The following is a 22,455-nucleotide window of genomic DNA, read 5'->3' on the forward strand; positions in this document are numbered from 1 at the left end:
TCATCTTATTTAAGCCCCGCAGGTAGCCAAGGTGCAGGGATATAAACTTTTTTCGCTAATCCCACGGCTCGTAATAACCAGATCGCACCCCAAGTTGGATCAATTTCCCACCAATTTAAGCCAGCCCTTGCGGATTTCGGATAGGCATGGTGATTATTATGCCAGCCTTCACCGTAGGTTACTAATGCTGCCCACCAAAGATTGGTGGAATGATCGTCACTATCACCAAAGTTACGGTAGCCCCATTTATGACAGGCGGAGTTAATAAACCAAGTGCTGTGAGAAACTAATACAGCCCTGACAAAAATGCCATAAATTACAAAGCCAATACCCTGTCCTTGGGTAGCTCCAATAAAATAGAGCAGGATGCCTAGGGGAATTTGTAAACTTAAAAAATATTTATCTAAAAAGCGATAGTAGGTGTCAGAACCTAGGTCTGGGGCAAAGCTATAGTAATTCTTAAAATCAAAATGTTCTTTTTTAGAATATAAAATCCAAGCTAAGTGACTCCACCAAAATCCTTTGCTGGCAGAATAGGGGTCTTTGTCATTATCTTCAGTAAACCCGTGATGCTGCCGATGTCCCCCCACCCAAAATACAGGACCACCTTGCAAAGCCAAAGCTCCAAGGGTGGCAAAAATATACTCTAGCCATTTGGGTACCTGAAAACTCCGATGACTCAAGAGCCGATGATAACCAAGACAAATACCGATGCTGCCCGTAAGCCAATGCAAAAATATTGTTAAACCTAGTGCTTGCCAAGAAAAATAGCCAAACCCTAAAAGAGCGATCGCATGCATGACAACATAGAAAATTGTAGTTGTCCAATTAAGTTGTAAAGACTCTTGATTATCTGGTTGGTTAGTCGGCTTTTGATTTGAATTTAAAGAGGTTGTGGTCATGAGGTACCCAAAAAGAAAGTAGGTAAAATTAGATTAATATAAGCCTCATATAAGTTAACATTGTTCAATTGAATTATGCAAGCAGCACTTGCAATTTTCAGAATTATTTAAGACTTGCATCCTACCCCCCAAAATCATGGCTCTTGAGCGTATTCCCACTCGCCAAAAAATTGTTAATACTGCCTTAGAGTTATTTGCCCGCCAAGGGATTACGGAAACTACTACCCGTCAAATTGCCGATCGCGCTGAAGTCAATGAAGTCACTTTATTTCGCCACTTTGGTAATAAACATGGATTACTACTAGCAGTACTTCAGGAGTTTCTACAGGAATATTTACTGGTTACCCAATTGGGAGAATCTTTAATTCCATCAGAATTTAAGAGTACGGTCGATTTGTCACAATTTTTGTACCACTATATGCAGAGTTCGTTGCACGCTTTAGAAAGTGTCCCTGAATTAATGCGATCGCTAGTGGGAGAAGCAGGACAATATCCCCAAGAAAGCCGTCATGCCCTAGCTCAGGGAATTACTGAAATTAATCGAGCGATCGCCAATGCTCTTCAAGAAGCTAAACCTCATCTAAATTCGACTTCAGAAACACTGAGTTTAGCCAAGATAATGAATGCTTGTATTTTGGGTTATACAATTATGGTTTTAACCAGTGATGTGGAATTAATCTGGAGCAGCAAAGACGAGTTTATAGATAGTCTAGTTAAACTGCTGATACCAAAATCCTCTTCTCGCCTAGAAAATAATCCAGAAATTCAAGATATTCCAGAGGTTGAAGTTAGAAATATTCTGCTACAGGCAAAACGCCAAGGACTGAGAGACTATGCGATCGCCTATGTATTATTCGGAGCAGGGTTAAGTGCAGATGAGCTTGTTAATCTTAATCAAACTGATTATTCAATAGACTATTCCATTAATAAAGCGGGAATTCTCAAAATTCAAGAACGTTTAGTCCCTCTAAATCAAAAGATTTTTGGACATCGCTACGGCACCGCTAACAATAACCCGCTTACCAATTACTTAAAAAGTCGTAAAGATAAGCATCCTCGCATGTTTTTATCCAATACAGCCCAACCTTTAAGCACATCAGAACTAGAACAACTATGGCGGAGTTGGCATAATTTAAGTTTTGAGATCGCCCAAACTCAACACACATGGCGGATTGAAATGTTAAGGCGGGGTATAGACCATGAAAATTTTCAAATTATTAGTGGTTTGCCTCAGTCAGAAATCTTAGCCTATGACCTCAAGGTCAAGGAATATCTAGCTCTTCAGCAGGCGATCGCTTTGGATAAATCAACATAGCTTAACTCTTGGCAGTCAATTTTTCCTTGAGTTTAATTCTACCTAACCTATGAGTTATGCGGATGACTGGAATCGAACCAGCACGTCAAAGACACTAGAACCTAAATCTAGCGCGTCTACCAATTCCGCCACATCCGCTCAGGTTGACAATTATAGCCTAAGCCCACGGAAATATGTCAATTAATTTAGGCTAATTTGCACGGTAATACTATCTTCCACCTAAAACCACATTGCGAATCCGAATGTGAGGTCCACCCACACTTACGGGCAAGCCAGATTGTCCACCTTTGCCACAACCACCATTACGATATACAGAATCCGAGGCGATCGCATCAATATCTTTAAGGGTTTGAAACACATTTCCACTCAAACTAATATCACTAACTGGCTCAGCTATTTGACCATCCCGAATCATGTAGCCCTCAGCCGCAGCAAAGGTAAACATTTCGCCGTTGGTCTGTCCCCCTAGCATACGCACCGCATAAACTCCTTCATCAATGCCACTAAGCATTTCCTCAAAACTATGGGAACCAGCTTCGATCGCCGTATTTGTCATCCGCACTAAGGGAGGATATTGTGCTGTCAAAGCCCTAGCATTACCCGTGGGAGTTTCATGGAGTTTACCTGCGGTTTCTAAGTTGTGCATACGCTGAGTCAGGATGCCATTTTTGATCAGATATTTTTTCTGGGCGGGTACGCCTTCATCGTCATAGACCATGCTACCTGGGAGGTTAGGAATGGTGGCATCATCAACCACATTTAATTCTGGAATCGCAATTTCTTTACCGAGGGTGAGTAATTCCTGCATTCTGGGATTTTCATAGACAAAATCTGCTTCGGATAAATGCCCAAATGCTTCATGAATGAATACCCCTGCCAGATAGGGATCAAGAATTACCGTATATTGTCCACCTTTTACGGGTGAAGCTTCAAGTTGGCGCACGGCTCTTTTTGCAGTATCAACCACCAAGTCATCTAGGTTATCCATGATGTTAAAGCTGGTACGAGAGTTAACAGAGTCAAAGCCTTGCCGCACAGTACCCTCTTTACGGGCAATTACGCCAAATCTGCCTGATACATCTAAACGTTCTTGGGAAATACTGGTACCACGGGAGTTGACATAATAGCTAGTGCCGAAGCGATCGCGGTATCCCGTCATGGTGGTTTGGATACGGGGATCGAATTCCAAGAGCATTTTGTTGTAGCGTTCTAAAATATCTCGCTTTTGATTTAAGGAAATACCACGGGGATCGTTTTCAATTTCCACTTTGACGATCGCCTGAATTGCGGGAACCTCAGCTAGTTGGGTAGTCTCGTTGCCGATTAGTTTTGCTTGAGAAATGGCAGTTTCAATGCGATCTTTCAGATTATTTAAATCATTAAATGTGACAAAACTCCAACCCCCTTTATGACAAGCACGAATGCCACCAGATAGACCAAAATTGCGATCAACTGAATTGAGTTGCGCTCCTTGAAAGGAAATACCTGTGGACTCACTTTGCTCTAAGCGGACTTCTAAAAAATCAACGGCTTGCAAATATGGGGCGATCGCTGACTGGAGTTGATCTTGCATGGATATTCTAAATATTCTGAGATAGGTCTGTGGGTTCTATTCTAGCTAAATTCTCTCTTAAGCCATAATTAAATCAACTGGGTAAGCTCAAAAATGCAAAAAAGGTGCAACTCTACAACTTGATTACACCTCAATTTATTCACTTACTCATTCATTTACTGAATTTAATAATCCAACCTACTGAGTCACTACATAATTAGAGCGAATTGCTACGGCTTGACCACGGTTAACCAATGTTTGATAGACAAAGGCAGCAACCTCAGCCCTAGTCGCATTCCGTTTTGGCTCTAGCATTTTATTGTTGGGATAATTTAATACCAGTTTATTAACAGTGGCAGCAGCAATCGCATTAATGGCATAGTCGGGAATTTGGGATACATCGTCGAAAATTTTATCCAACTTATCTGGACTTCCACCCTTTAGTCCCCAGCCACTGACCAAAGCAACCAGCACTTGCACGCGGGGGATATTTTCTGAGGGTAAAAATACCTCATTTTTAAATCCAGACATAAACCCTTTGGTTTGCACATCTTCGATCGCTTTAAATGCCCAGAAATTCTCAGGTACATCCTTAAAAGTGGTACTAGGTTTAACGGTAGCTTTAGAGGCAAATGCCTTACTTAAAATTGCGGCAAACTGCGCTCTAGTTACGGGATCATCGGGTTTGAAGGTGCCATCATTAAATCCACCAATTACCCCTTGCTTAGCTAAAGCGACAATATAAGCTTCTGCCCAATGTCCTTTAATATCGGTTAAGCCGTCCGCAGCAGGACTGTCTACAGCAATTAATTCTACTAAGCCCGTCACATTTTTGGCATCAACTTTATTCCCCACAGCAATCATATTTGCCCCAGTAGCATTGTTAATATCTTTAAGCTTATTACCCTCGAAAATATTGCCCCCCGGACTATCCACCGTACCTAAATTGGGAGAAGGCTGTCCATTCCGATCTTTGAGAATTACTAAACCATTGCGATTGTTATTAGCAATAAAATTACCTCTAAGAGTAGGAATGGTGGCATTTGTTAAGACAATTCCATCTACATTATTCACAATGCGATTATTGATCACATTCACGCTGGATTTCTGCCCAATAGATAGCCCAAATCCAGTGTCATCAAAGGTATTGTTGCTGATTTCCCCCGAACTTAAACCAACAGCAGAGATACCGCTAGCTCTGTTTTTAGTGAATAAATTATTAGTAATTGTGGCATTGGCATCCCCAGTTAAAAATATGCCATCGTGGGTACTGCCTGTAAAAGTATTGTTGGTAATAGTGACATTTTTGGCGGATTCTAACCATAGCCCATAGCCTCTAGGATTACTGTTAGTAAGGGTGATCCCAGAAATTTGGGTGTTACTCTCAGCTACCATTGCTACGTTCTGCCCTGTAAACGTAGCACTAAAAAACGAGCCGCCCCCAGCAATAATCACGCCGTCAGTTCCTTGCAGTCTAACTCCAGATGGTATTTTAAGTGGAAAGGTTTCCCCTGAATCTTTGGTGTAGCTACCCGCCGCAATCTGCACCATAACTCCTGGTTGAGCTTGTGCCAAAGCAGCAGTAATCGAGCGAAAAGGAGCTAACTGGGTACCATTATTAGCACTGTCACTACCCGTAGGAGCAACATAGAGAATAGTTTGGGCGGCTGCGACTTTGGCTGATAAATTAGTTGGTGAATTACTGGATGAATTATTCGAGAACCGATCAGAGGCAGCGTAGGCTGAGGTTAGGAAAAATAGAGATGGACTAGCTAAGGTTAATACAGCTATGAGGTTGAGCGATCGCTTATACATACATTTTGGCTGGGTAATGCTTGAATTGAATAATAGAATAATGAGGTTAGATTCAAACGGGCAGACGTAAATAGATTGAACTTGTTTCCTCGATCAACTAAAGCAAGGATAGAACCATGATTGAACTGTACTACTGGACTACACCAAACGGGCATAAGGTTACGATTTTCTTAGAAGAAGCTAAATTAGAATATAAAATTTTTCCCGTAGATATTAGAACAGGAGAACAATTTAAGGCGGAGTTTCTGGAAATTTCTCCTAATAATCGGATTCCTGCCATTATTGACCGATCACCTAACCAGGGGGCGGAGCCAATATCCATATTTGAATCTGGGGCAATATTACTATACTTAGCCGAAAAGACAAGAAAATTTTTACCAACGACTCTGGGCGATCGCACTAAGGTTTTAGAGTGGCTATTTTGGCAAATGGGCGGATTGGGACCAATGGCGGGACAAAATCATCATTTTAGTCAGTACGCCCCAGAAAAAATTCCCTATGCAATTACCCGTTATGTCAACGAAACTAATCGTTTATATGGGGTTTTAAATCGGCAGTTAGAAAATCGGGAATATATAGCAGGTTCCTACTCTATTGCTGATATGGCTTGCTATCCGTGGATTGTCCCCTATGAACGTCAACAACAAAACCTGGATGACTTTCCCAACTTAAAGCGGTGGTTTGAAACTATGGCAGGGCGATCGGCTGTAATTAAGGCTTATCAGGTGGCAGAAAAATATAAAACCACAACCGTAACTGAAGACAGCAAAAACATTTTATTTGGGCAAACGGCTGAATCAATTAAACCTAGAAAATAAACCTACAAAATATAATTACCTGCCATTTGATCTTTTGGTGCAATGAACTAGTAGTGGTAACGGAAACTATGGATAGAGCCAAGTTTTGACCTATTAGCTTTGCTATAACTGGGTCAATCATAGATAATGAATAACACCCAGATATTTTGATCCATGCTTCGTATCTACAACTCCCTCACGCGATCTAAACAAGAATTCACGCCCCTAGAACCTGATGCAGTAAAGATGTATGTGTGTGGAGTAACTGTTTATGATTATTGTCATTTAGGTCATGCCCGTGCGTATGTGGTCTGGGATATGGTGCGGCGGTATTTACAGTATGCAGGTTACAACGTTAGGTATGTACAGAATATTACGGATATAGACGACAAAATCCTCAACAGGGCGAAAACAGAAGGTGTGACGATGGCTGAAATTAGCGATCGCTTTATCAAGGCGTACCAAGAAGATATGGCAAGGTTAAATATTCTCCCTGCGGACAAATACCCTAGAGCTACAACTTCAATTCCTGTAATTATTAATTTAATTCAAGCTCTAATCGATCAAGGCTATGCCTATGCTGCGGGGGGTGATGTCTATTATGCCGTGCAGAAATTTCCTAGCTATGGCAAACTCTCTGGTCGTAAGTTCGAGGATATGCAGGCAGGGGCAAGCGGTCGAGTTGATCCAAAAATTGACCAAACTGAGCCTCTAAAGCATTATCCCTTTGATTTTGCCCTATGGAAATCAGCTAAACCTAATGAAACTTTTTGGGAATCACCGTGGGGTCATGGTCGCCCCGGTTGGCACATTGAATGTTCGGCTATGGTTAAGTCTGAATTTGGCGATCGCCTAGATATTCATGCAGGAGGTGCAGATTTACAGTTTCCCCACCATGAAAACGAAATTGCCCAGTCTGAAGCAGTAACAAAAACTCCCTTGGCAAATTACTGGATGCACAATGGCTTTGTGAATATTGACGGGGAGAAGATGTCTAAATCCCTTGGTAATTTTAAAACAATCCGAGGGTTACTGGAAACCTATAATCCGATGGCAGTGAGGCTATTTATTCTGCAATCCCACTATCGTACGCCCATAGATTTTACGGAAGAGGCAATTAATGCTGCAACTAAAGGATGGATTAGTATTCAAGAGGCTTTGAGATTTGAGCCAGATTTTGGGACTCAATTAAATTGGCAAAAGTTCGCTTCTACCCGTGAGTTTTCAGGTGCCATAGACGTATTTCCGTTTGACGTGAATTGGGGTATTAATTTAACTTTTAATCGCGATGAATTACTAGATGAAGTGATTACTAGATTTAATGAGGCAATGGATGATGACTTTAATACGGCGATCGCCATTTCCATAATTTATGAATTAGCAAAAACTCTAACCACGGAACGTAATAATTTAATCCATGCGGGCAAGATCCAAGGCTCATCTTTAACCCTATGGAAAACTGGGCAGACTCTTAAATACTTAACTGCCATATTAGGATTTGTAATTGACTTTAATCTTGATGCCCCAGAAGACCCCTCTGCTATTTCTGATCAAGCGATCAAGGCTATGATTGAACAAAGAAAACTAGCAAAGAAACATAAAAATTGGGCAGAAGGCGATCGCATTCGAGATGAATTGAAAGCTTTAGGTATAACCCTAATCGATCAAGTGGGTGGCGAAGTTAGGTGGCATCGTAATTAGGAGTAAATCATGGAAATTTCCGTAAAAGTACGGCGGCAAGCATCAAGAGGTAGTTCACCCAACTATCACACCTATAAAGTCGCAATTAATCCTGATACCAGTACTGTCTTGGATGTATTGCAAAAAATTCAATGGGAGCAGGATGGTTCTCTAGTATTTCGGCGGAATTGTCGCAATGTGATCTGTGGTTCCTGTGGCATGAGAATTAATGGCAAAGCAGGACTTGCCTGTCAAAAGCTCCTAAGTGAAGTTTTAGATTTAGTTTCAGATGCAAAAGCAGAACTAACTATTGAACCGATGGGTAATCTACCTGTAATTAAAGATTTAGTGGTCGATATGACTAAGTTTTGGCAAAATTTGGCAAAGGTTGATCCCTATGTTTTTACTGCTTCTAGGCAAATTAGTAAATCTGAAGAATTTTTACAAACTCCTGCCCAACGCCATAAGCTCCAAGCTGCTGCCAACTGTATTCTCTGTGGTTCTTGCTATTCCGAATGTAATGCTGCCACCGTGAATGAAAACTTTGTGGGTCCCCATGCTTTAGCCAAGGCATATAGAGTTTTGGCAGATAACCGAGACGATCGCACCGATGATCGAATTAATAAATATAATGATACGGATTTTGTCTGGGGCTGTACCCGTTGCTATAACTGTAATGAAGTTTGTCCCGTGGAAGTGGAACCCTTAGATCGCATTTCCCAAATTAAACATGAGATTTTAGAAGATTCCAATTTACCTGAATCCACTGCCCAAAGACATCGCCATGTGATGGTGGAATTAGTAAAGGCTGATGGCTGGATTGATGAAAGTAAGTTTGGCGTTAAGGTAGTTGGGAATAATTTCAAGGATATAAAAGGATTACTGAGTATTGTTCCCTTAGGATTACGCATGATTGCCTCTGGGAAAATGCCCTACCCTTGGTTCTTTCAGGCTTCGGAAGGAATAAAAGAGATTACAGCTTTGATTACAGCCCTTCAAAATCGAGATAAGGATCAAGATCAAACGGAAGTAATTGAGGAGACCATAAGCCGAGGTGGTTAGTTAAATGAATTATGTTGCTTCTCCCTTGGATTCGTTACGATCGCATCAATGGTTCAAGTTAATATGTGGTGCTAGTTTTCAGCATTTACCTGCAATTCGGAATTTGGCATTAGTTTATACCCTAGCGGGGAATGACTGTATTGATATGGCTCCCGATCCCGCCGTAATTAGAGCTGCAAAAGAAGGGATTAAGGTGGCACAGAAATTAGATAAAAGAGCCAGTTCTCCTTTAATTATGGTGAGTTTTAATGCGGGAGAAGACCCTCACTTTCGTAAAGCTAAATTTAGTTCTGATTTTTGTCCTTCTGGTTGCGATCGCCCCTGTATTAATATTTGTCCTACTAATGCCATTAATCTAAATGGAGTGATTGAGAATCTGTGCTATGGCTGTGGAAGATGCCTGCCCGTATGTCCACCCCAGATTATTTATACCCAAGAACAGGTTTACGCACCTGAATTAATTAAATATGAAGAGATTAATGCGATCGAAATTCATACTCATATTGGATGCACTTCTGAATTTAAAGATCTATGGGAGAAACTAAGAGACTTAATTCCCCAACTTCAAGTAGTAGCAGTGAGCTTTCCTGATGGCGAAAATTTAAAAGAATATCTTTTAGAACTTCTGGAAATTATGCAGCCCGCACCTGCTCATTTAATTTGGCAAACCGATGGCAGACCGATGAGTGGGGATATTGGCGATGGAACAACTCGTGCGGCTCTGCTTTTAGCGCAAAAAGTTCTGAATTTTAATTTACCTAGAGGTTTTGTGCAGTTAGCGGGGGGAACAAATGCCAGCACAGTTAGTAAAGTTAAATTCTTAAACATTCCGATTTCTGGTATTGCCTATGGGAGTTATGCGCGAAAGTTAATAGCTGATTTATTAGAGTTGGGTGGCGATCGCCTTGAAGAATACCCAGAACTTCTTAAACTTGCTCTAGAAAGAGCTAAAAGCCTAGTTTCTGAAATTAAATAAAAACTCAGGTAATTATCCAAAAATTTTCTACCTCCACATCAGTTACCTACCAAGAAATTCTCGTAAATTATCGAATGAAGTTACCCAGCCGATCGCCCCATTTTCAGTCAGAATTACATCTATGGCAGCTTGATGCTCCACAGGACTCATAGCTCCACAACAATCTTCTAGGAGAAGAGTATAAAATCCCAAATCGCTGGCTTGACGATAGCTTGCCAATACGCAACATGCAGTTGTAACTCCAGTAAATAGGAGGTGGGTGATATTTCTCTGCGCTAAAATCTTATCTAGTTCGGTGCCTATAAATATGGATTGCGCAGGTTTATCTATTTGCAACTCTGAATCAAGGGGCTGGATTTCCGCAATTAAATTAGTACCCAATTCCCCTTGGATTAAAAAGCGTCCCATTTTTCCTAAACTGCCGATGGGGTAGCCCGCATTAATATAGCGTTGGGCTTTACTAGGTGTAACATCAGATAGATCAGGAAGATGACTTTCCCTTGTATAAATAATTAATAGCCCTTGTTCCCTTGCCCAAGCGATCGCTGCTTGAATATTAGGAATAATCTGACGCACTGCCGAGAGATCAGCACCTAATTCATGACCACAGAAACCCTCTGGATGGCAAAAGCCGTTCTGCATATCAATTACCAAAAGCGCAGTTTTCCCTAAAACAAGGGGAAAATCATGTTGACGAGTTGGAACTAAAATTAATTCTTGGGCAGGTCGGGAAGATTTGAGCATGTCTGTAGGCTATTGAATAGCCAAAATTAAGTTTAGATTTGGAGGATAAGCTCACTGAGAAATAGTTTCAGAAGGCACAGATTGAGAGCTAAGTTGAGTTGAATCATCGGCTTTTTCCACGGCATTACTATTCCTAATACTGACCAGATAAATGCTAGTTAGGGTTAAGACAACTCCTAGCCATTGCACTTGAGTAAGAGTTTCACTGAGAAAAATTCGACCAAAGATGATCGCAAATACTGGAGTGGAAAAAGTTAAAGCACTTAGTTTAGTGAGATTACCCGATGATGCTAAATAGAAAAATAAACCATAGGCGATCGCTCCCCCCATTAAACTAATGTAGCCCATGCCCAACCACCCCCACGCATCTAATTCTTGCCATGCAGATGTTTCAAGCTGCCGTGATAAAAAAAGTAGGGGTAAGCCTCCAATGATCATGTGCCAACCAGTTGCTGCCACTGGATCAGCATTTTTAACAACTGGACGGATGAGAATTGTACCTATAGCCATAGATAGGGATGCACCTAACATCAGCCACTCACCCAGATTAAAAATTCCTGCCTCCCAGATTTTAGAAAGATCGCCACTGAACACAAACTGCCACAGTTCATGGGGTAGCCCAATTAAACCAATGCCAATAAAGCCAATGCCTAAACCAAAAATTGCCAGTTTACCAATATATTCCTGATAAAACAAAGCTGCCATAACTGCCACTGCTAGGGGTTGAGAATCAATTAACAAGGAACCTAATCCTGCATTGGTACGCACTAGCCCAAAGGCTAAAAATCCCTGAAATAAGGCACCGTCAACTAATCCAAATAAGATAATCCACAACCAAGCTTTCCACCCATTTGGTTGCGATCGCCCTAAAAAACTAGCTAAGCCCACTAATAGTACGCCCGATGGAATTAATCTAAATGCGGCTAGAAATAAAGGCTCGGTTTGCGGCATGATTGCTTTCATCACTACCATAGCGGTTCCCCATAGCAAAAATGGCAGGATCACAAATATTGACTGACGGGAAATCTGGATCATGGTTGTTAAAAGTTCTCAATTAACAGTTCTTAATATTTAGGAGATTGTACTAGAAATTTCAGAAAGGTTAGCAGATTGCTAGATTTAGTGATGTTACATACAAGACTTGACGGCAGAATTACCTCAATCAATGGGATTTTTCTATGACCCGCAAAAATAATTGACTGGATTTATAAAAGTTTAGCCACCTCACCAATGCCTGATAAGCAGAATGCTCAAACCATGCTAAATCCACATGTGCTAACTGCCGAATAAATGGAAATATGGCGATATCAGCCAGAGAGGTGCGATCGCCCAACAGAAAATTATGATTTTGTAGTAATTGCTCTAGGGTTTGCAAAAAGGTTTCTGCTTGTTGCCTATAGACAATCTGTGGCTCCGTAAACCTTACATAATATTTGTAGCGATCGAGGTTTTGCTTAAATTCGTGATCATTTATCCTGATTAAATTCTGTCCCAGTTCTAATAAGTCTGAGGGGAATCGCTGCCAACCTTCGGGATCATTTTGTGTCAATGCCCAGTGCATAATATCTAAACTTTCTTCCAAAACTCTACCATCTGGCAATTGCAAAACTGGAGTTGTCCCCTTTGGCGAAATTGCCAACATCTCAGCGGGTTTATTTTTTAAGGAGACTTCTATTAAGGCATAGGCAACCCCTGCATACTTTAATGCCATGCGTGCCCGAATTGCATAGGGACAACGGATAAAGGAATAAAGAATTGGCAATCTATCCATTATTAAGGATTCTTAGGTACGAAGAGCTAGATTTTATAGGTGAGTATTGTAGCTATATCTGGCGATCGCATAAATGCCTCAACTTGAATGACAGTACTTGGTTCTAAGTCTTGATACTCAGATTGCAAGAAATCAATTACTTCTCTCGTTGACCATGCTCCAAGCGAAGTTTTGTAATTTACATATTCAGCTTGAATCTCATGCCACGAAGCATAATATTTCTTGGATATAATTACGTCTGTATCGGTAAATATGATGTGTATATCCATATTAATTTTGAAGCATTAGGATAGCGATCTCCTCTGGCGTTTTGCCTCATATATTAGTAGGGCAGCAGTCACAGCCAAGTTCAAAGATTCTACGCCATTACTTAATGGCACCTGCACCGCTTCATCAGCCAGATTAATCAGTTCAGAGGATAACCCATTCCCTTCATTGCCTAGCAAAATTAGACTTGGTTGGCTAAAATCTAAATCCCAGTAGGTGAGTTTGGCATTGGGTAAGGTGGCGATCGCCTGAATGCCTTGAGTTTGTAGTTGCTTAATTTCTGATTCTAAATTTCCCACAGATTGCATAGGACAGCGAAACCATTGTCCAGCCGTGGCTCTAAGAATTTTAGGATGGGTTAAGTCCACACTATCACTACTTACCAGTAATCCATCTATACCTGCGGCGACGGCAGAACGGATAATGGCACCGAGGTTCCCGGGGTCTTGAACTGACTCGATCGCTAAGCCTAAATTATGGATAGTCACAGGTTGATCAGAACAGATCGGAGCCACAGCCACCACGCCATCGGGATGCACGGTCGTAGTGATCGCCCCCAACACTTCGGGACTAACTAACTGCAATTCGCCTACGGATAAACATTGATCATATAAGTCGGCATGGGTATCTCGCCAAGCCTCTGTACAGCAAATCAGATTTAACGGATGATCCGTAGCGATCGCCTCGATCAGAGCATGGGTACCTTCAATTAAAAATAACTGTTGTTGCCTACGAGCTTTTGTACTTAATCCAAGTTGCCGTAGATTTTTGATCAAGGGATTACGGGTACTGGTAAGCATAGATTATTGTGGTAAATGTTTGGGAATACCTGTAATAACAACAATTAGAAGTATGCTATCAGTAAGTTCTCACTATACAAAATTATGGCAGATCGGCAGTTAAATGATTATCGGGACATGGCGTTGGGCTTAGTATCGACTCGGAGTTTTCCCGCGATCGTTGGCACGGCGGATATGATGCTCAAATCTGCTAATGTTAGCCTTGTGGGTTATGAAAAAATTGGCAGTGGCTATTGTACGGCGATTGTACGGGGAGGGATTTCCGATGTGCGCCTTGCCGTTGATGCTGGGACTGAAAGTGCAGAACAATTTGGGCAACTGATCTGCAGTCTTGTGATTCCTCGACCTTTAGCAAACCTAGAGGCAGTTTTACCCATAAATAGTCGGTTAATGCAAATTGCGCGCGGGGATGGAATTAGTCGTCTTAGTAATATGGCGATCGGGCTTTTAGAAACTCGGGGCTTTCCAGCGATGGTGGGGGCGGCGGATACCATGCTGAAAACGGCTGAAGTTCAAGTATCTGCTTACGAGAAAATTGGGAATGGACTTTGTACGGTAATTATTCGTGGCTCCGTGGCTGATGTGGCAATGGCAGTGGAGGCAGGTATGCAGGAAGCGGAACGGATTGGTGAACTAAATGCTGTGATGGTAATTCCTCGACCTCTAGATGACTTGGAACAAACTCTTCCCCTTGCCAGTTGTTGGATTGAGCAGCCCCTCAGATTACCGCTTACTGCCCTAAAAGTGCCAGAGAAAGAACTAGTGGAGCTACCTGACCTCAGAAGATTACAAATTTCGGGAGATGAATAGAGTACTCACATTACTTATATAAATAAACATTTCGTACTTGATCGGTAATGTAGTTTTTCGTTACTTATAATTGCTTTAGGTTTACAACTGCTCCAGTCCTAAATTTGAGTGAGTTAGGATAGCTCTCACTCTATTGTGGGTAATGTGTATGGGTATTACAGATGACTATAGAACTCTTGACCTAGAACCCGAAGAATCCCTTGACAATATTAAACAGGCATACAGAGACCTTGCGTTTGTTTGGCACCCAGATCGCCTAGTTAATAATGATCGGCTCAAGTCAAAGGCGGAAGTAAAAATCAAAGCCATTAATGAAGCATACCAACGCCTCAGATTTTATCAAGCTTTACAGAAAACTCCACCGGTGCCGCCCCGTTCTGAGCCAGTAAATGATTATTATTCTGAACCTGTGGTGGTCATGAAATCCCATGTTACCTATAAATCCACCAGCTATAGAACTGCAACAATGGAGCGATCACAAGATGCCTGTGTATGGTTAGACTAGGAGTGACTACTTTGGAGTTCCTGATACTGAGGATGTAGGCAGATTAATCGAGCTTAATCATAATCAAACTGCCTTAATTTTTAAACAGCCCCAAAATTCATCTACCCAAGTATGGATTGAAGGCAAATATTAGAACTTCTTTAGTACCGCTACTAACTGATCAAAATCTTTACGGGCTTGCTCATAGGCATCAAAGGCTTGATCAAAATCACGGCGATCGGCTGCCACATCAATACTAATCAAATCATTGAAAAATTTGGTGCTTAGGGATTTAGCTTTAGTTGGGTCTTTCAGTAGCCTAGTTGCTGCTGCTATATCTTGACGCACCTGTCCAAGGGGGCCATGGATATAGGTTTTAACTGTAATCCAATTATTAGCGTCAATATAGGTTTGGAGTTGATCAATGCGATCGCTAATAACCTCTAATTTAGACTTGTTGGCAGCGATCGCTGGCAAATTAGACACAAATACACTAGAACTAAATAAAACTATAACCAAGCACAGTCCGATCATTACTTGTTTCAAGGTTTGATTAAATATTTGCCAATTAGACTGATCGAATACAAATTTAATTACAGATTTCATCACAAATTTTATCCTTTTATATTCCATATTTTTAGAACTTTTATAACTGGCTTAAATTCTCTCATTAACTTGGTATGCTCGATCAAGTAATCACACTACGCAATTACCCATTTCCACAGGATATGTTTGGCACCTTTTCTTTCAATTTCTTTAACCTGATGCCCCAAACTGTGGTATTCCCTAGGACTGATTCCATACAAAATATCCCAACTTTGACGCATTAATGTAGATAGAGTCATGGCAACACACACACCTAAGCCCATAAATGGTAATGGTTCATCCCTAATTGCGACTCTGACCGCTAGCCAAGTAAAGTATTCTAGCCATAGAACTATATCTGCTCGTAATGCCCATACAGACGTTATACCCACGGTCAACCATAGAAATATCACCAAAGCCCACCTGAGCCTAATTTGGACTAGGCGTAGTCTTTGAATTTTAATATCTAAAAGCTCTTGATCGTCCATTCTCTATGCCGATTTACGGTTCCGCCACCACGCCAATAATATACTGGCATTAAAGATACTAGAATAAGCTCCTGAGCTAAAGCCAATAATTAAAGCCAAGGCAAAAAACTTTAGAGTAACGCCACCAAATAGAAATATTGCCACCAGAGAGAGAAGGGCAGTCAGTGTAGTATTAATTGAGCGGGCAAGGGTTTGGTTTACAGAAAGATTGACCAAATCACCAAAACTGTAGTCTTCACCCCAAATCTTCATGTTTTCACGAATGCGATCATAAATAATCACTGTGTCATTAACGGAAAATCCAATAATAGTCAGCATTGCCACAATAAATAAGCTATCTACTTCCAGTCCGATGGTTAAGCCCAAGATCGCAAATACCCCAGACGTGACCAATACATCGTGGAGTAAAGCTACGATCGCAAAAACGGCATAGTCCAGTTGAAACCTAAATCCCAAATATACAGCGATGCCCACAAAAGATAAAACTAAAGCTAACAGCCCTGAAGTTAAAAGTTGATTCCCAATAGTTGGACCTACCCGTTGGATTTGAGACTTAGACGGATCAATTTTGCCAAACCTATCTAAAATACTTTCTAAATCACCCTGTAGCTGCGATCGCTCGTTTACCTCTAAATCTCCAGTTTGCAGAGATAGCCCTCGACCATCCTCCCCTAATAGCTGAATCGTTGCCTTAGCATAACCCTTCTCGGCGATCGCTGACCGCACCAGTCCAATATCTATGGGTTGTCCACAACTTTTAATCTGGGTATTAGAATCACAAACCAGTTCCATACTAAGTCGAGTACCACCCGTAAAATCAATGGCAGGACGTAGAGGAAATCCCAAAGTCTGCCAAGAAATTAGCATTGCCACAATTCCTATCAAAATTGCCGACACAGAAGCCGCAACATAAACTTTTCCGTACTTAATTACATCTAGCTTCATAAAATAGTACCTGTAGGTTGATCAGTAGATTTGTCGTTATTGGAGCCATTGGTACCAGAGTTACTTACCTTACCAAAGGTTTTGACTCCATATAAGGATGGCTGGCGCAGATTCGGATAGCTGATCAAAGCCAATAACAAAGCATGACTACAGGTAATTGCCGTAAACATACTCACTACAACCCCAACTCCCAAGGTCAGAGCAAAACCCTTAACCAACCCAGAACCCAACCAAAATAATGCCCCACAGCTAATCAAAGTTGTGACATTACTATCTAAAATACTTGTCCAAGCACGATTAAATCCTGCATCCACAGACTTATACAAAGTTTTACCTGCAAGTAGTTCCTCCTTTGTACGTTCAAAGATTAAAACGTTTGCATCCACGGCAATACCAATACTCAGAATAAACCCAGCAATTCCAGGTAAGGTCAAAGTTACACCCAATAAGCTAAACAAGGCAAAAGTAATAACTGCATAAACCAAAAGGGCAATATCCGCCACCAGTCCTAATAGGCGATAGTAGAAAATCATAAATGCCAGCACTAGGATCAAACCACTGACTCCAGCAATAATGCTACTTTGCACACTATCAGCACCTAGGGTTGCTCCTACAGTTCGATTTTCAACAATTTTAATTGGTACTGGTAAAGCTCCCGCCCGCAGTTGTAAAGATAAATCCGTCGCTTGCTGGAGGGTAAAATTGCCAGTGATCACTGCCCTTCCTCCCGTAATACCCCTGCCTTGAAATTCGGGACCAACACTAGGAGAGCTAAATAGTTGATTGTCTAAAAATATACCAATGCTTCTGCCTGTACCGCCCAATTCACCTGTAATTTTGGCAAATAAATCACCGCCCTTATCATTAAAGGTTAAAGCTACCTGCCAGTTAGATTGTCCTGCATCCAAGGGTTGAGCCACCGCATCTTTTAGTAAATCTCCTGTTAAACCAGTCGTTTCAAATAGGTCAGCGATCGCCTCTTGGCTTTTGAGAATATCCTCTTTATTTTTACTAATTTCTTCACTATTGCCCCCTAATTCCAGTTGGCGTTGTTTAACTTCCTTTTCCAATAAAACTTGACGCTCTACACCTAATCTCGCTTCACTGCCTACTTTTTGCTTACGAAACTCTAATTGGGCAGTATTACCTAAAACCCTTTCCGCTTGAGCAGGATCGCTTACTCCTGGTAGCTGCACAATTAATTGATTTTCACCACTAATTTGCACTGCCGCTTCTCCCACCCCCAAACCATTGATCCGTTGTTCCACCACAAATTTGGCAGTCTCCATAATCCTAGGCGTAATTTTATCAATGCCCTGTCTGGGATTGGTTTGAGCTTGTAAAGTCAGTTGTGCACCACCACGGAGGTCTAAACCAAGACGAGGCGGAGATTTATAAATCCAAAAAATCGCACTCAAAACAACTATAAAAATTACAACTAGTAAACGACTCTGTTTGGGCATTGTTTTTAAAATATTCCTAAAGCCAAAAATCTTGACAGCTTTACGATCATAACTTGTTTCAGGATTAACGCCTTTATCATCTCAATTCTAGTAACTCTAACTTTGGAATTAACCTCCCAGATTATAGTGATTAACTGATTTATTAAGAAATATCAAAGTTTATTTACCCAAGACTTTAAGAACTACTGATTTTTTAACTGATTTGGACAAACAAGATTAGGAGTTAAGAATTATTACTATTAAATCAATTCGATATGCCAAGAAGGTAGTTCAAAGATGAATCTTAATTGAAATCTATTGCAAATCTACTGTGAACAAAATTTACATCTTATGTACTTTGCTTTACCTCTGGGTATCAACAGATATATGATCTGCAGCCATATTCAATAATTTGGATTATTCCAACTCACTTTAATTAGAGGTTGCTGTATTAAAGAAAAACACAGAGTTAAATCGGTGTTAATCCTAGGGTAATTCACTAATTAAAACCTTGAAATCTTTAGCCTATAAACAAAGGTAAATCTATGCAAAGATTGTTTGCTCTCATTTTAGTATTAAGTCTGTGGTTTGGGGTCAACCTCACCACTGCTCAGCCTGCCTATGCAGAATTCTCCTTTGATACTTTAACTCCCTGTGGCAGTTCCCAAGCCTTTAAGGATGTTATCGACAAAGAAATCGATGGATACACATCTCGTCTTGCTAGCTTTGCTCCCAACAGCGCACCTGCTCAGTACCTAAAAGGTAAAATTACTGCGGCTCAAGAGCGTTATAGCAAATATTCCAGTTCTACTCTATTGTGTGGCTCCGATGGACTACCTCACATTATCTCTGATGGTCGTTTTGATCACGCTGGCGAGTTCCTAATTCCCGGTTTACTCTTCCTTTACATCACTGGGTGGATTGGTTGGGTCGGTCGAGATTACCTGCGAGCTGTGCGTAAAGACCCCTCTACTGCAACTCAAAAAGAAATTATCATTGATGTTCCCCTAGCTTTACGCTATGCGCTTACTGGCTTTACATGGCCCCTAGCCGCATTAAAAGAACTTGGCGATGGTTCATTAATTGCCTCCGAAAAAGAAGTTACTGTATCACCTCGTTAAGGAAAATTATCTATGCAAGACCTAACTAAATATCTATCCTCTGCACCTGTAATCGCAACGGCTTGGTTACTGTTTACCGCAGGAATTTTAATTGAATTTAATCGCTTTTTCCCTGACTTGTTGTTATTCCCTTTTTAAATACTTTGGAGATGTATCATGACTGATTTTGTTTCGGCTCCAGCCGCAGGACCGGAAGAGGGTAATCTTCTTACTCCTGTAAATAGTTCTAGTTTCAGCAAGTTTCTGATCGAAAATTTACCTGCTTACCGTAAAGGCTTAGAACCTCAAACTAGAGGACTAGAAATTGGTATGGCTCATGGGTATTTATTGTTTGGACCTTTCGCAAAGCTTGGTCCTTTGAGAGATTCCACCACGATCGCCCCTGAACTAGCAGGATTAGTTGGTGCTGTGGGATTAGTATTGATTTTAACAATCACTCTTTCCCTATATGCGTACAGCCAGCCTCGTAAAGATGATTGGCTTGGCGGCGAAAATGGTTGGGCTCAGTTTGCCTCTGGCTTTATAGTCGGCGGTGGTGGTGGTGCTGCAACTGCCTACTTCTTGACCACAAACCTGAGCTTATTAATGGCTGCTCATATATAAGCCGATTTAACTCGCTTAATTTAAGCTCAATTTAAGTAGTAAACTTTAGGGGTGGGTAATTCCACCCTTTTATTTTGCAAATTTTGTGCGTATTCAGCCTGATATTGACGAGATAACTCTGGTGAACCAAATTGTAGAGCGAAATCAGACGGCACTGTCGCTCCTATACGATCGCTACGCTCGTATCATTTATAGAGCCTGTTTCATATTTATTATGAGCAAGATGTATGATGCTTAGAAAATGCTAAATCCATACTCAAGTAGCCTAACAGATAAAGAATGGGAAATTATAGAACCATTGCTCCCAAAGAAAAAGCAAACTAGACCGCCAACTTGGACAAAAAGACAAATTTTAGACGGCATACTCTACCAACTCAAAAACGGCTGTAATTGGCGAGATATGCCCCGAGACTTACCACCATTCTCTACAGTGTATCGATACTACAAGGAGTGGAAAGATACAGGTACATTTACTGCGATTATGGAAGCTTTGCATTCAACAGCCCGTGAACAGTCAAAAAAAATCAAAATGGACAACTTTAATCATCATTGACTCACAAGCAGTGAAAAATACTTGTAATGCAAGTATAGAATCCAAGGGCTTCTGCTCCTACAAAGCAACTAACGGGATCAAAAGACATTTAGCCGTTGACACTCTGGGTATTTAACAAGAGCAAATGTATCAGATGACCAAGGACTGATTGAGATGTTAACGTTTAACATTGATTACTTCAAATCGAAGCCAGATGACATTACGCTAACTACGATATTGCTGGATAGTGGTTATCATATCGAAAAATTGACGACTGATTTACAGAAGGTTTATCCTGAGATTATGACTAAGATTAGGTTTGAAATTTCTCCTAAGGTATCAAAGCAACAGAAGGCAGAAAAAGGTCTGTCTGGGTTTGTAGTTGTGCCGACAAGGTGGGTAATTGGGTTGAAAGATGCAAAATCTTAGTTAAGAACTTTGAGAGAACTCTCGTTAATGCTACAGCTAAACTCAATCTTTGCTTTATTCGCTTGATGCTAAAAAGAATTGCTACTCATGAGATATGAAACAGGCTCTATACCATTGCCTATAAAGTTTTAGGTTCTCCAGAAGAATCCGAAGAGGTGGTGATTGACGTATTTAATCAAGTGTGGAAGTCAGCAGCATCCTACAATCCCAGTAAGGCAAGAGTTGACACATGGATGTTTATGATCACCCGTAGTCGAGCCTTAGATCGCTTGCGTAGTTTAGGTAGAAAAAACAAAGTGAATTTAGCCTGTACCGATAACGTAGTTATATCACCTCCACCTGTTACGCCTGAGGAGAATTTATTAAATCAAGAACTCGGCGATCGGCTAAAATTTGCTCTTGACCAGTTGCCTAATGCCCAAAGAGAGGTACTACAACTTGCTTATTATAAAGGGCTAACCCATGCCGAAATTGCCGTAGCCACTGATACATCCCTCGGTACGACTAAAACTCGGATTCGCTTAGGATTGGCAAAGCTTAGGTCTATTTTAGAGCCTGAACTATAGAAATTTTGATGATTAAAATATTTGATAAAAACTAAGAGCAACAAATAACCATGACCCATGAAGATTTTATAGAGCTTGCCTCCCTGTATGTAATCGGAGCCTTAGATGAAAGAGATCGCTCCCTAGTGGAAAATTGTGCAGAGGACTCACGGGTATGGAAAACTGAATTAGATAAATTGCAAATGGCAGCTTTGGCTATTCCCTATGCTTCGGAGCCATACCCCCTACCAAGTGGGCTAAAGGAACGAGTATTGCAAAAAATTAATTCTGAACATCCGACGGAAAAGCCAATTGGTACTTCAGATATTGCCGCAGAGCAGTTATCTTTTCAAGTTAAAGCTAGCGATCTAAAATGGTATCCCCATCCAGATCAAGTCCCCGGCGTTAGTATTGCCTCTTTGCATGTAGATCAAACTCGCAGTCGGTTTTCAGGGCTAGTGCGATGTCAACCTGGAACTATATATCCTGCTCATAGACATGCAGAAGCAGAAGAAATATACATCTTAGAAGGAGATTTAATTATTGATGGTGATTGTTTTGCTGCAGGTGACTATATTTACTGTGCGCCCAACTCAATTCATACTCCTATCACCAATCGTAATGGCTGTCTATTTTGGGTAACAACTTCTTTAGATGACCAATTTTTATAGAGTCTATTTGAGGTCTAATTTTCTGCAAGCCTTATGAGCATTAGCCTTAGAAAAAGGATAAACTAAACTCAGAGATACACTTGGTAGATAGTTCTCCTGATAACATAAATCGAATTCAT

Annotated in this window: 27 protein-coding genes and 1 tRNA gene; 15 read left to right on the forward strand and 13 right to left on the reverse strand. The window is 41.0% G+C overall.

From position 1 onward, the window contains the following. Positions 1-5: 5 nt before the first annotated feature. Positions 6-902: an acyl-CoA desaturase gene (locus SYN7502_RS14425; RefSeq protein ID WP_015169520.1), complete on the reverse strand. Its 897-nt coding sequence runs from the start codon at positions 900-902 to the stop codon at positions 6-8. 136 nt (positions 903-1,038) lie between these two features. Here SYN7502_RS14425 and SYN7502_RS14430 point away from each other — a divergent pair, with 136 nt between their 5' ends. After that, on the forward strand, positions 1,039-2,217 hold the full coding sequence (locus SYN7502_RS14430) for a TetR family transcriptional regulator (protein ID WP_015169521.1): 1,179 nt from the start codon (positions 1,039-1,041) through the stop codon (positions 2,215-2,217). Between the two features lie 57 nt (positions 2,218-2,274). Here the strand turns inward: SYN7502_RS14430 and SYN7502_RS14435 are convergent. From SYN7502_RS14435 to SYN7502_RS14445, 3 genes are all read right to left on the reverse strand, one after another. Beyond that, positions 2,275-2,355: transfer RNA gene (locus SYN7502_RS14435), tRNA-Leu, on the reverse strand. 70 nt (positions 2,356-2,425) lie between these two features. Further along, the gene (locus SYN7502_RS14440) at positions 2,426-3,790 is read right to left on the reverse strand and encodes a TldD/PmbA family protein (RefSeq protein ID WP_015169522.1); all 1,365 of its coding nucleotides are present in this window, start codon (positions 3,788-3,790) and stop codon (positions 2,426-2,428) included. 177 nt (positions 3,791-3,967) lie between these two features. Further along, positions 3,968-5,584, reverse strand: a complete 1,617-nt coding sequence (locus SYN7502_RS14445) for a DUF1565 domain-containing protein (RefSeq protein WP_015169523.1) — start codon at positions 5,582-5,584, stop codon at positions 3,968-3,970. Positions 5,585-5,700: 116 nt separating this feature from the next. Here SYN7502_RS14445 and SYN7502_RS14450 point away from each other — a divergent pair, with 116 nt between their 5' ends. From SYN7502_RS14450 to SYN7502_RS14465, 4 genes are all read left to right on the forward strand, one after another. Further along, positions 5,701-6,402, forward strand: a complete 702-nt coding sequence (locus SYN7502_RS14450; protein ID WP_015169524.1) for a glutathione binding-like protein — start codon at positions 5,701-5,703, stop codon at positions 6,400-6,402. A 153-nt stretch (positions 6,403-6,555) separates the two neighbouring features. Further along, positions 6,556-8,082 (forward strand): cysteine--tRNA ligase, encoded by a 1,527-nt coding sequence (gene cysS, locus SYN7502_RS14455; RefSeq protein ID WP_015169525.1) that lies wholly within the window; start codon positions 6,556-6,558, stop codon positions 8,080-8,082. 9 nt (positions 8,083-8,091) lie between these two features. Then, positions 8,092-9,123, forward strand: a complete 1,032-nt coding sequence (locus SYN7502_RS14460) for a succinate dehydrogenase/fumarate reductase iron-sulfur subunit (protein ID WP_015169526.1) — start codon at positions 8,092-8,094, stop codon at positions 9,121-9,123. 4 nt (positions 9,124-9,127) lie between these two features. After that, positions 9,128-10,099, forward strand: coding sequence for a Light dependent period protein LdpA domain-containing protein (locus tag SYN7502_RS14465; RefSeq protein WP_015169527.1), 972 nt, complete (start codon positions 9,128-9,130; stop codon positions 10,097-10,099). A gap of 42 nt (positions 10,100-10,141) precedes the next feature. Here the strand turns inward: SYN7502_RS14465 and SYN7502_RS14470 are convergent, their stop codons facing one another. The 5 genes from SYN7502_RS14470 to SYN7502_RS14490 form a co-directional block, all read right to left on the reverse strand. After that, complete coding sequence (locus SYN7502_RS14470; RefSeq protein WP_015169528.1) at positions 10,142-10,843, reverse strand: cysteine hydrolase family protein; 702 nt, start codon at positions 10,841-10,843, stop codon at positions 10,142-10,144. A gap of 51 nt (positions 10,844-10,894) precedes the next feature. Further along, on the reverse strand, positions 10,895-11,878 hold the full coding sequence (locus SYN7502_RS14475) for a DMT family transporter (protein ID WP_015169529.1): 984 nt from the start codon (positions 11,876-11,878) through the stop codon (positions 10,895-10,897). 127 nt (positions 11,879-12,005) lie between these two features. Continuing rightward, positions 12,006-12,614, reverse strand: coding sequence for a glutathione S-transferase (locus SYN7502_RS14480; protein WP_015169530.1), 609 nt, complete (start codon positions 12,612-12,614; stop codon positions 12,006-12,008). Between the two features lie 26 nt (positions 12,615-12,640). Next, a complete protein-coding gene (locus SYN7502_RS14485) occupies positions 12,641-12,883 on the reverse strand; it encodes a hypothetical protein (RefSeq protein WP_015169531.1) in 243 nt (80 codons plus the stop codon). A gap of 15 nt (positions 12,884-12,898) precedes the next feature. Continuing rightward, on the reverse strand, positions 12,899-13,681 hold the full coding sequence (locus tag SYN7502_RS14490) for a TrmH family RNA methyltransferase (RefSeq protein WP_015169532.1): 783 nt from the start codon (positions 13,679-13,681) through the stop codon (positions 12,899-12,901). An 84-nt stretch (positions 13,682-13,765) separates the two neighbouring features. Here SYN7502_RS14490 and SYN7502_RS14495 point away from each other — a divergent pair, with 84 nt between their 5' ends. After that, on the forward strand, positions 13,766-14,491 hold the full coding sequence (locus SYN7502_RS14495; RefSeq protein ID WP_015169533.1) for a carbon dioxide-concentrating mechanism protein CcmK: 726 nt from the start codon (positions 13,766-13,768) through the stop codon (positions 14,489-14,491). 148 nt (positions 14,492-14,639) lie between these two features. Then, positions 14,640-14,996 carry a J domain-containing protein gene (locus SYN7502_RS18455; protein WP_051023639.1) on the forward strand — a complete coding sequence of 119 codons (357 nt, stop codon included), beginning with the start codon at positions 14,640-14,642 and terminating at the stop codon, positions 14,994-14,996. Positions 14,997-15,125: 129 nt separating this feature from the next. On the opposite strand, the gene psbQ is transcribed toward SYN7502_RS18455, so the two are convergent. The 4 genes from psbQ to secD form a co-directional block, all read right to left on the reverse strand. Next, entirely contained in the window at positions 15,126-15,581 is a 456-nt protein-coding gene (psbQ, locus tag SYN7502_RS18460) for a photosystem II protein PsbQ (protein WP_015169535.1), read from the reverse strand. 95 nt (positions 15,582-15,676) lie between these two features. Then, the gene (locus SYN7502_RS14510) at positions 15,677-16,048 is read right to left on the reverse strand and encodes a hypothetical protein (protein ID WP_015169536.1); all 372 of its coding nucleotides are present in this window, start codon (positions 16,046-16,048) and stop codon (positions 15,677-15,679) included. 3 nt (positions 16,049-16,051) lie between these two features. Next, complete coding sequence (gene secF / locus SYN7502_RS14515) at positions 16,052-16,993, reverse strand: protein translocase subunit SecF (protein ID WP_015169537.1); 942 nt, start codon at positions 16,991-16,993, stop codon at positions 16,052-16,054. After that, positions 16,990-18,456, reverse strand: coding sequence for a protein translocase subunit SecD (gene secD, locus SYN7502_RS14520; protein WP_015169538.1), 1,467 nt, complete (start codon positions 18,454-18,456; stop codon positions 16,990-16,992). The genes secF and secD overlap by 4 nt, the downstream gene beginning before the upstream one ends. A 524-nt stretch (positions 18,457-18,980) precedes the next feature. Here secD and SYN7502_RS14525 point away from each other — a divergent pair. The 8 genes from SYN7502_RS14525 (at position 18,981) to SYN7502_RS14555 (ending at position 22,336) form a co-directional block, all read left to right on the forward strand. Continuing rightward, positions 18,981-19,556 (forward strand): photosystem I reaction centre subunit III, encoded by a 576-nt coding sequence (locus SYN7502_RS14525; RefSeq protein WP_015169539.1) that lies wholly within the window; start codon positions 18,981-18,983, stop codon positions 19,554-19,556. 12 nt (positions 19,557-19,568) lie between these two features. After that, positions 19,569-19,694 (forward strand): photosystem I reaction center subunit IX, encoded by a 126-nt coding sequence (psaJ, locus tag SYN7502_RS14530; protein ID WP_015169540.1) that lies wholly within the window; start codon positions 19,569-19,571, stop codon positions 19,692-19,694. Between the two features lie 18 nt (positions 19,695-19,712). Continuing rightward, positions 19,713-20,159, forward strand: coding sequence for a photosystem I reaction center subunit XI (locus SYN7502_RS14535; protein WP_015169541.1), 447 nt, complete (start codon positions 19,713-19,715; stop codon positions 20,157-20,159). 241 nt (positions 20,160-20,400) lie between these two features. Next, positions 20,401-20,712: a transposase gene (locus SYN7502_RS14540; RefSeq protein WP_015168135.1), complete on the forward strand. Its 312-nt coding sequence runs from the start codon at positions 20,401-20,403 to the stop codon at positions 20,710-20,712. After that, a complete protein-coding gene (locus SYN7502_RS21460; RefSeq protein WP_246828903.1) occupies positions 20,666-20,827 on the forward strand; it encodes a hypothetical protein in 162 nt (53 codons plus the stop codon). Before SYN7502_RS14540 ends, SYN7502_RS21460 begins: the two co-directional genes overlap by 47 nt. A gap of 38 nt (positions 20,828-20,865) precedes the next feature. Continuing rightward, complete coding sequence (locus tag SYN7502_RS21465; protein WP_371257777.1) at positions 20,866-21,120, forward strand: hypothetical protein; 255 nt, start codon at positions 20,866-20,868, stop codon at positions 21,118-21,120. A 113-nt stretch (positions 21,121-21,233) separates the two neighbouring features. Beyond that, positions 21,234-21,686 (forward strand): sigma-70 family RNA polymerase sigma factor, encoded by a 453-nt coding sequence (locus SYN7502_RS14550; protein ID WP_081581073.1) that lies wholly within the window; start codon positions 21,234-21,236, stop codon positions 21,684-21,686. Between the two features lie 50 nt (positions 21,687-21,736). After that, positions 21,737-22,336 carry a cupin domain-containing protein gene (locus SYN7502_RS14555; RefSeq protein ID WP_015169542.1) on the forward strand — a complete coding sequence of 200 codons (600 nt, stop codon included), beginning with the start codon at positions 21,737-21,739 and terminating at the stop codon, positions 22,334-22,336. Positions 22,337-22,455: the final 119 nt, after the last annotated feature.

Source organism: Synechococcus sp. PCC 7502, assembly GCF_000317085.1.
GTDB lineage: Bacteria > Cyanobacteriota > Cyanobacteriia > Pseudanabaenales > Pseudanabaenaceae > PCC-7502.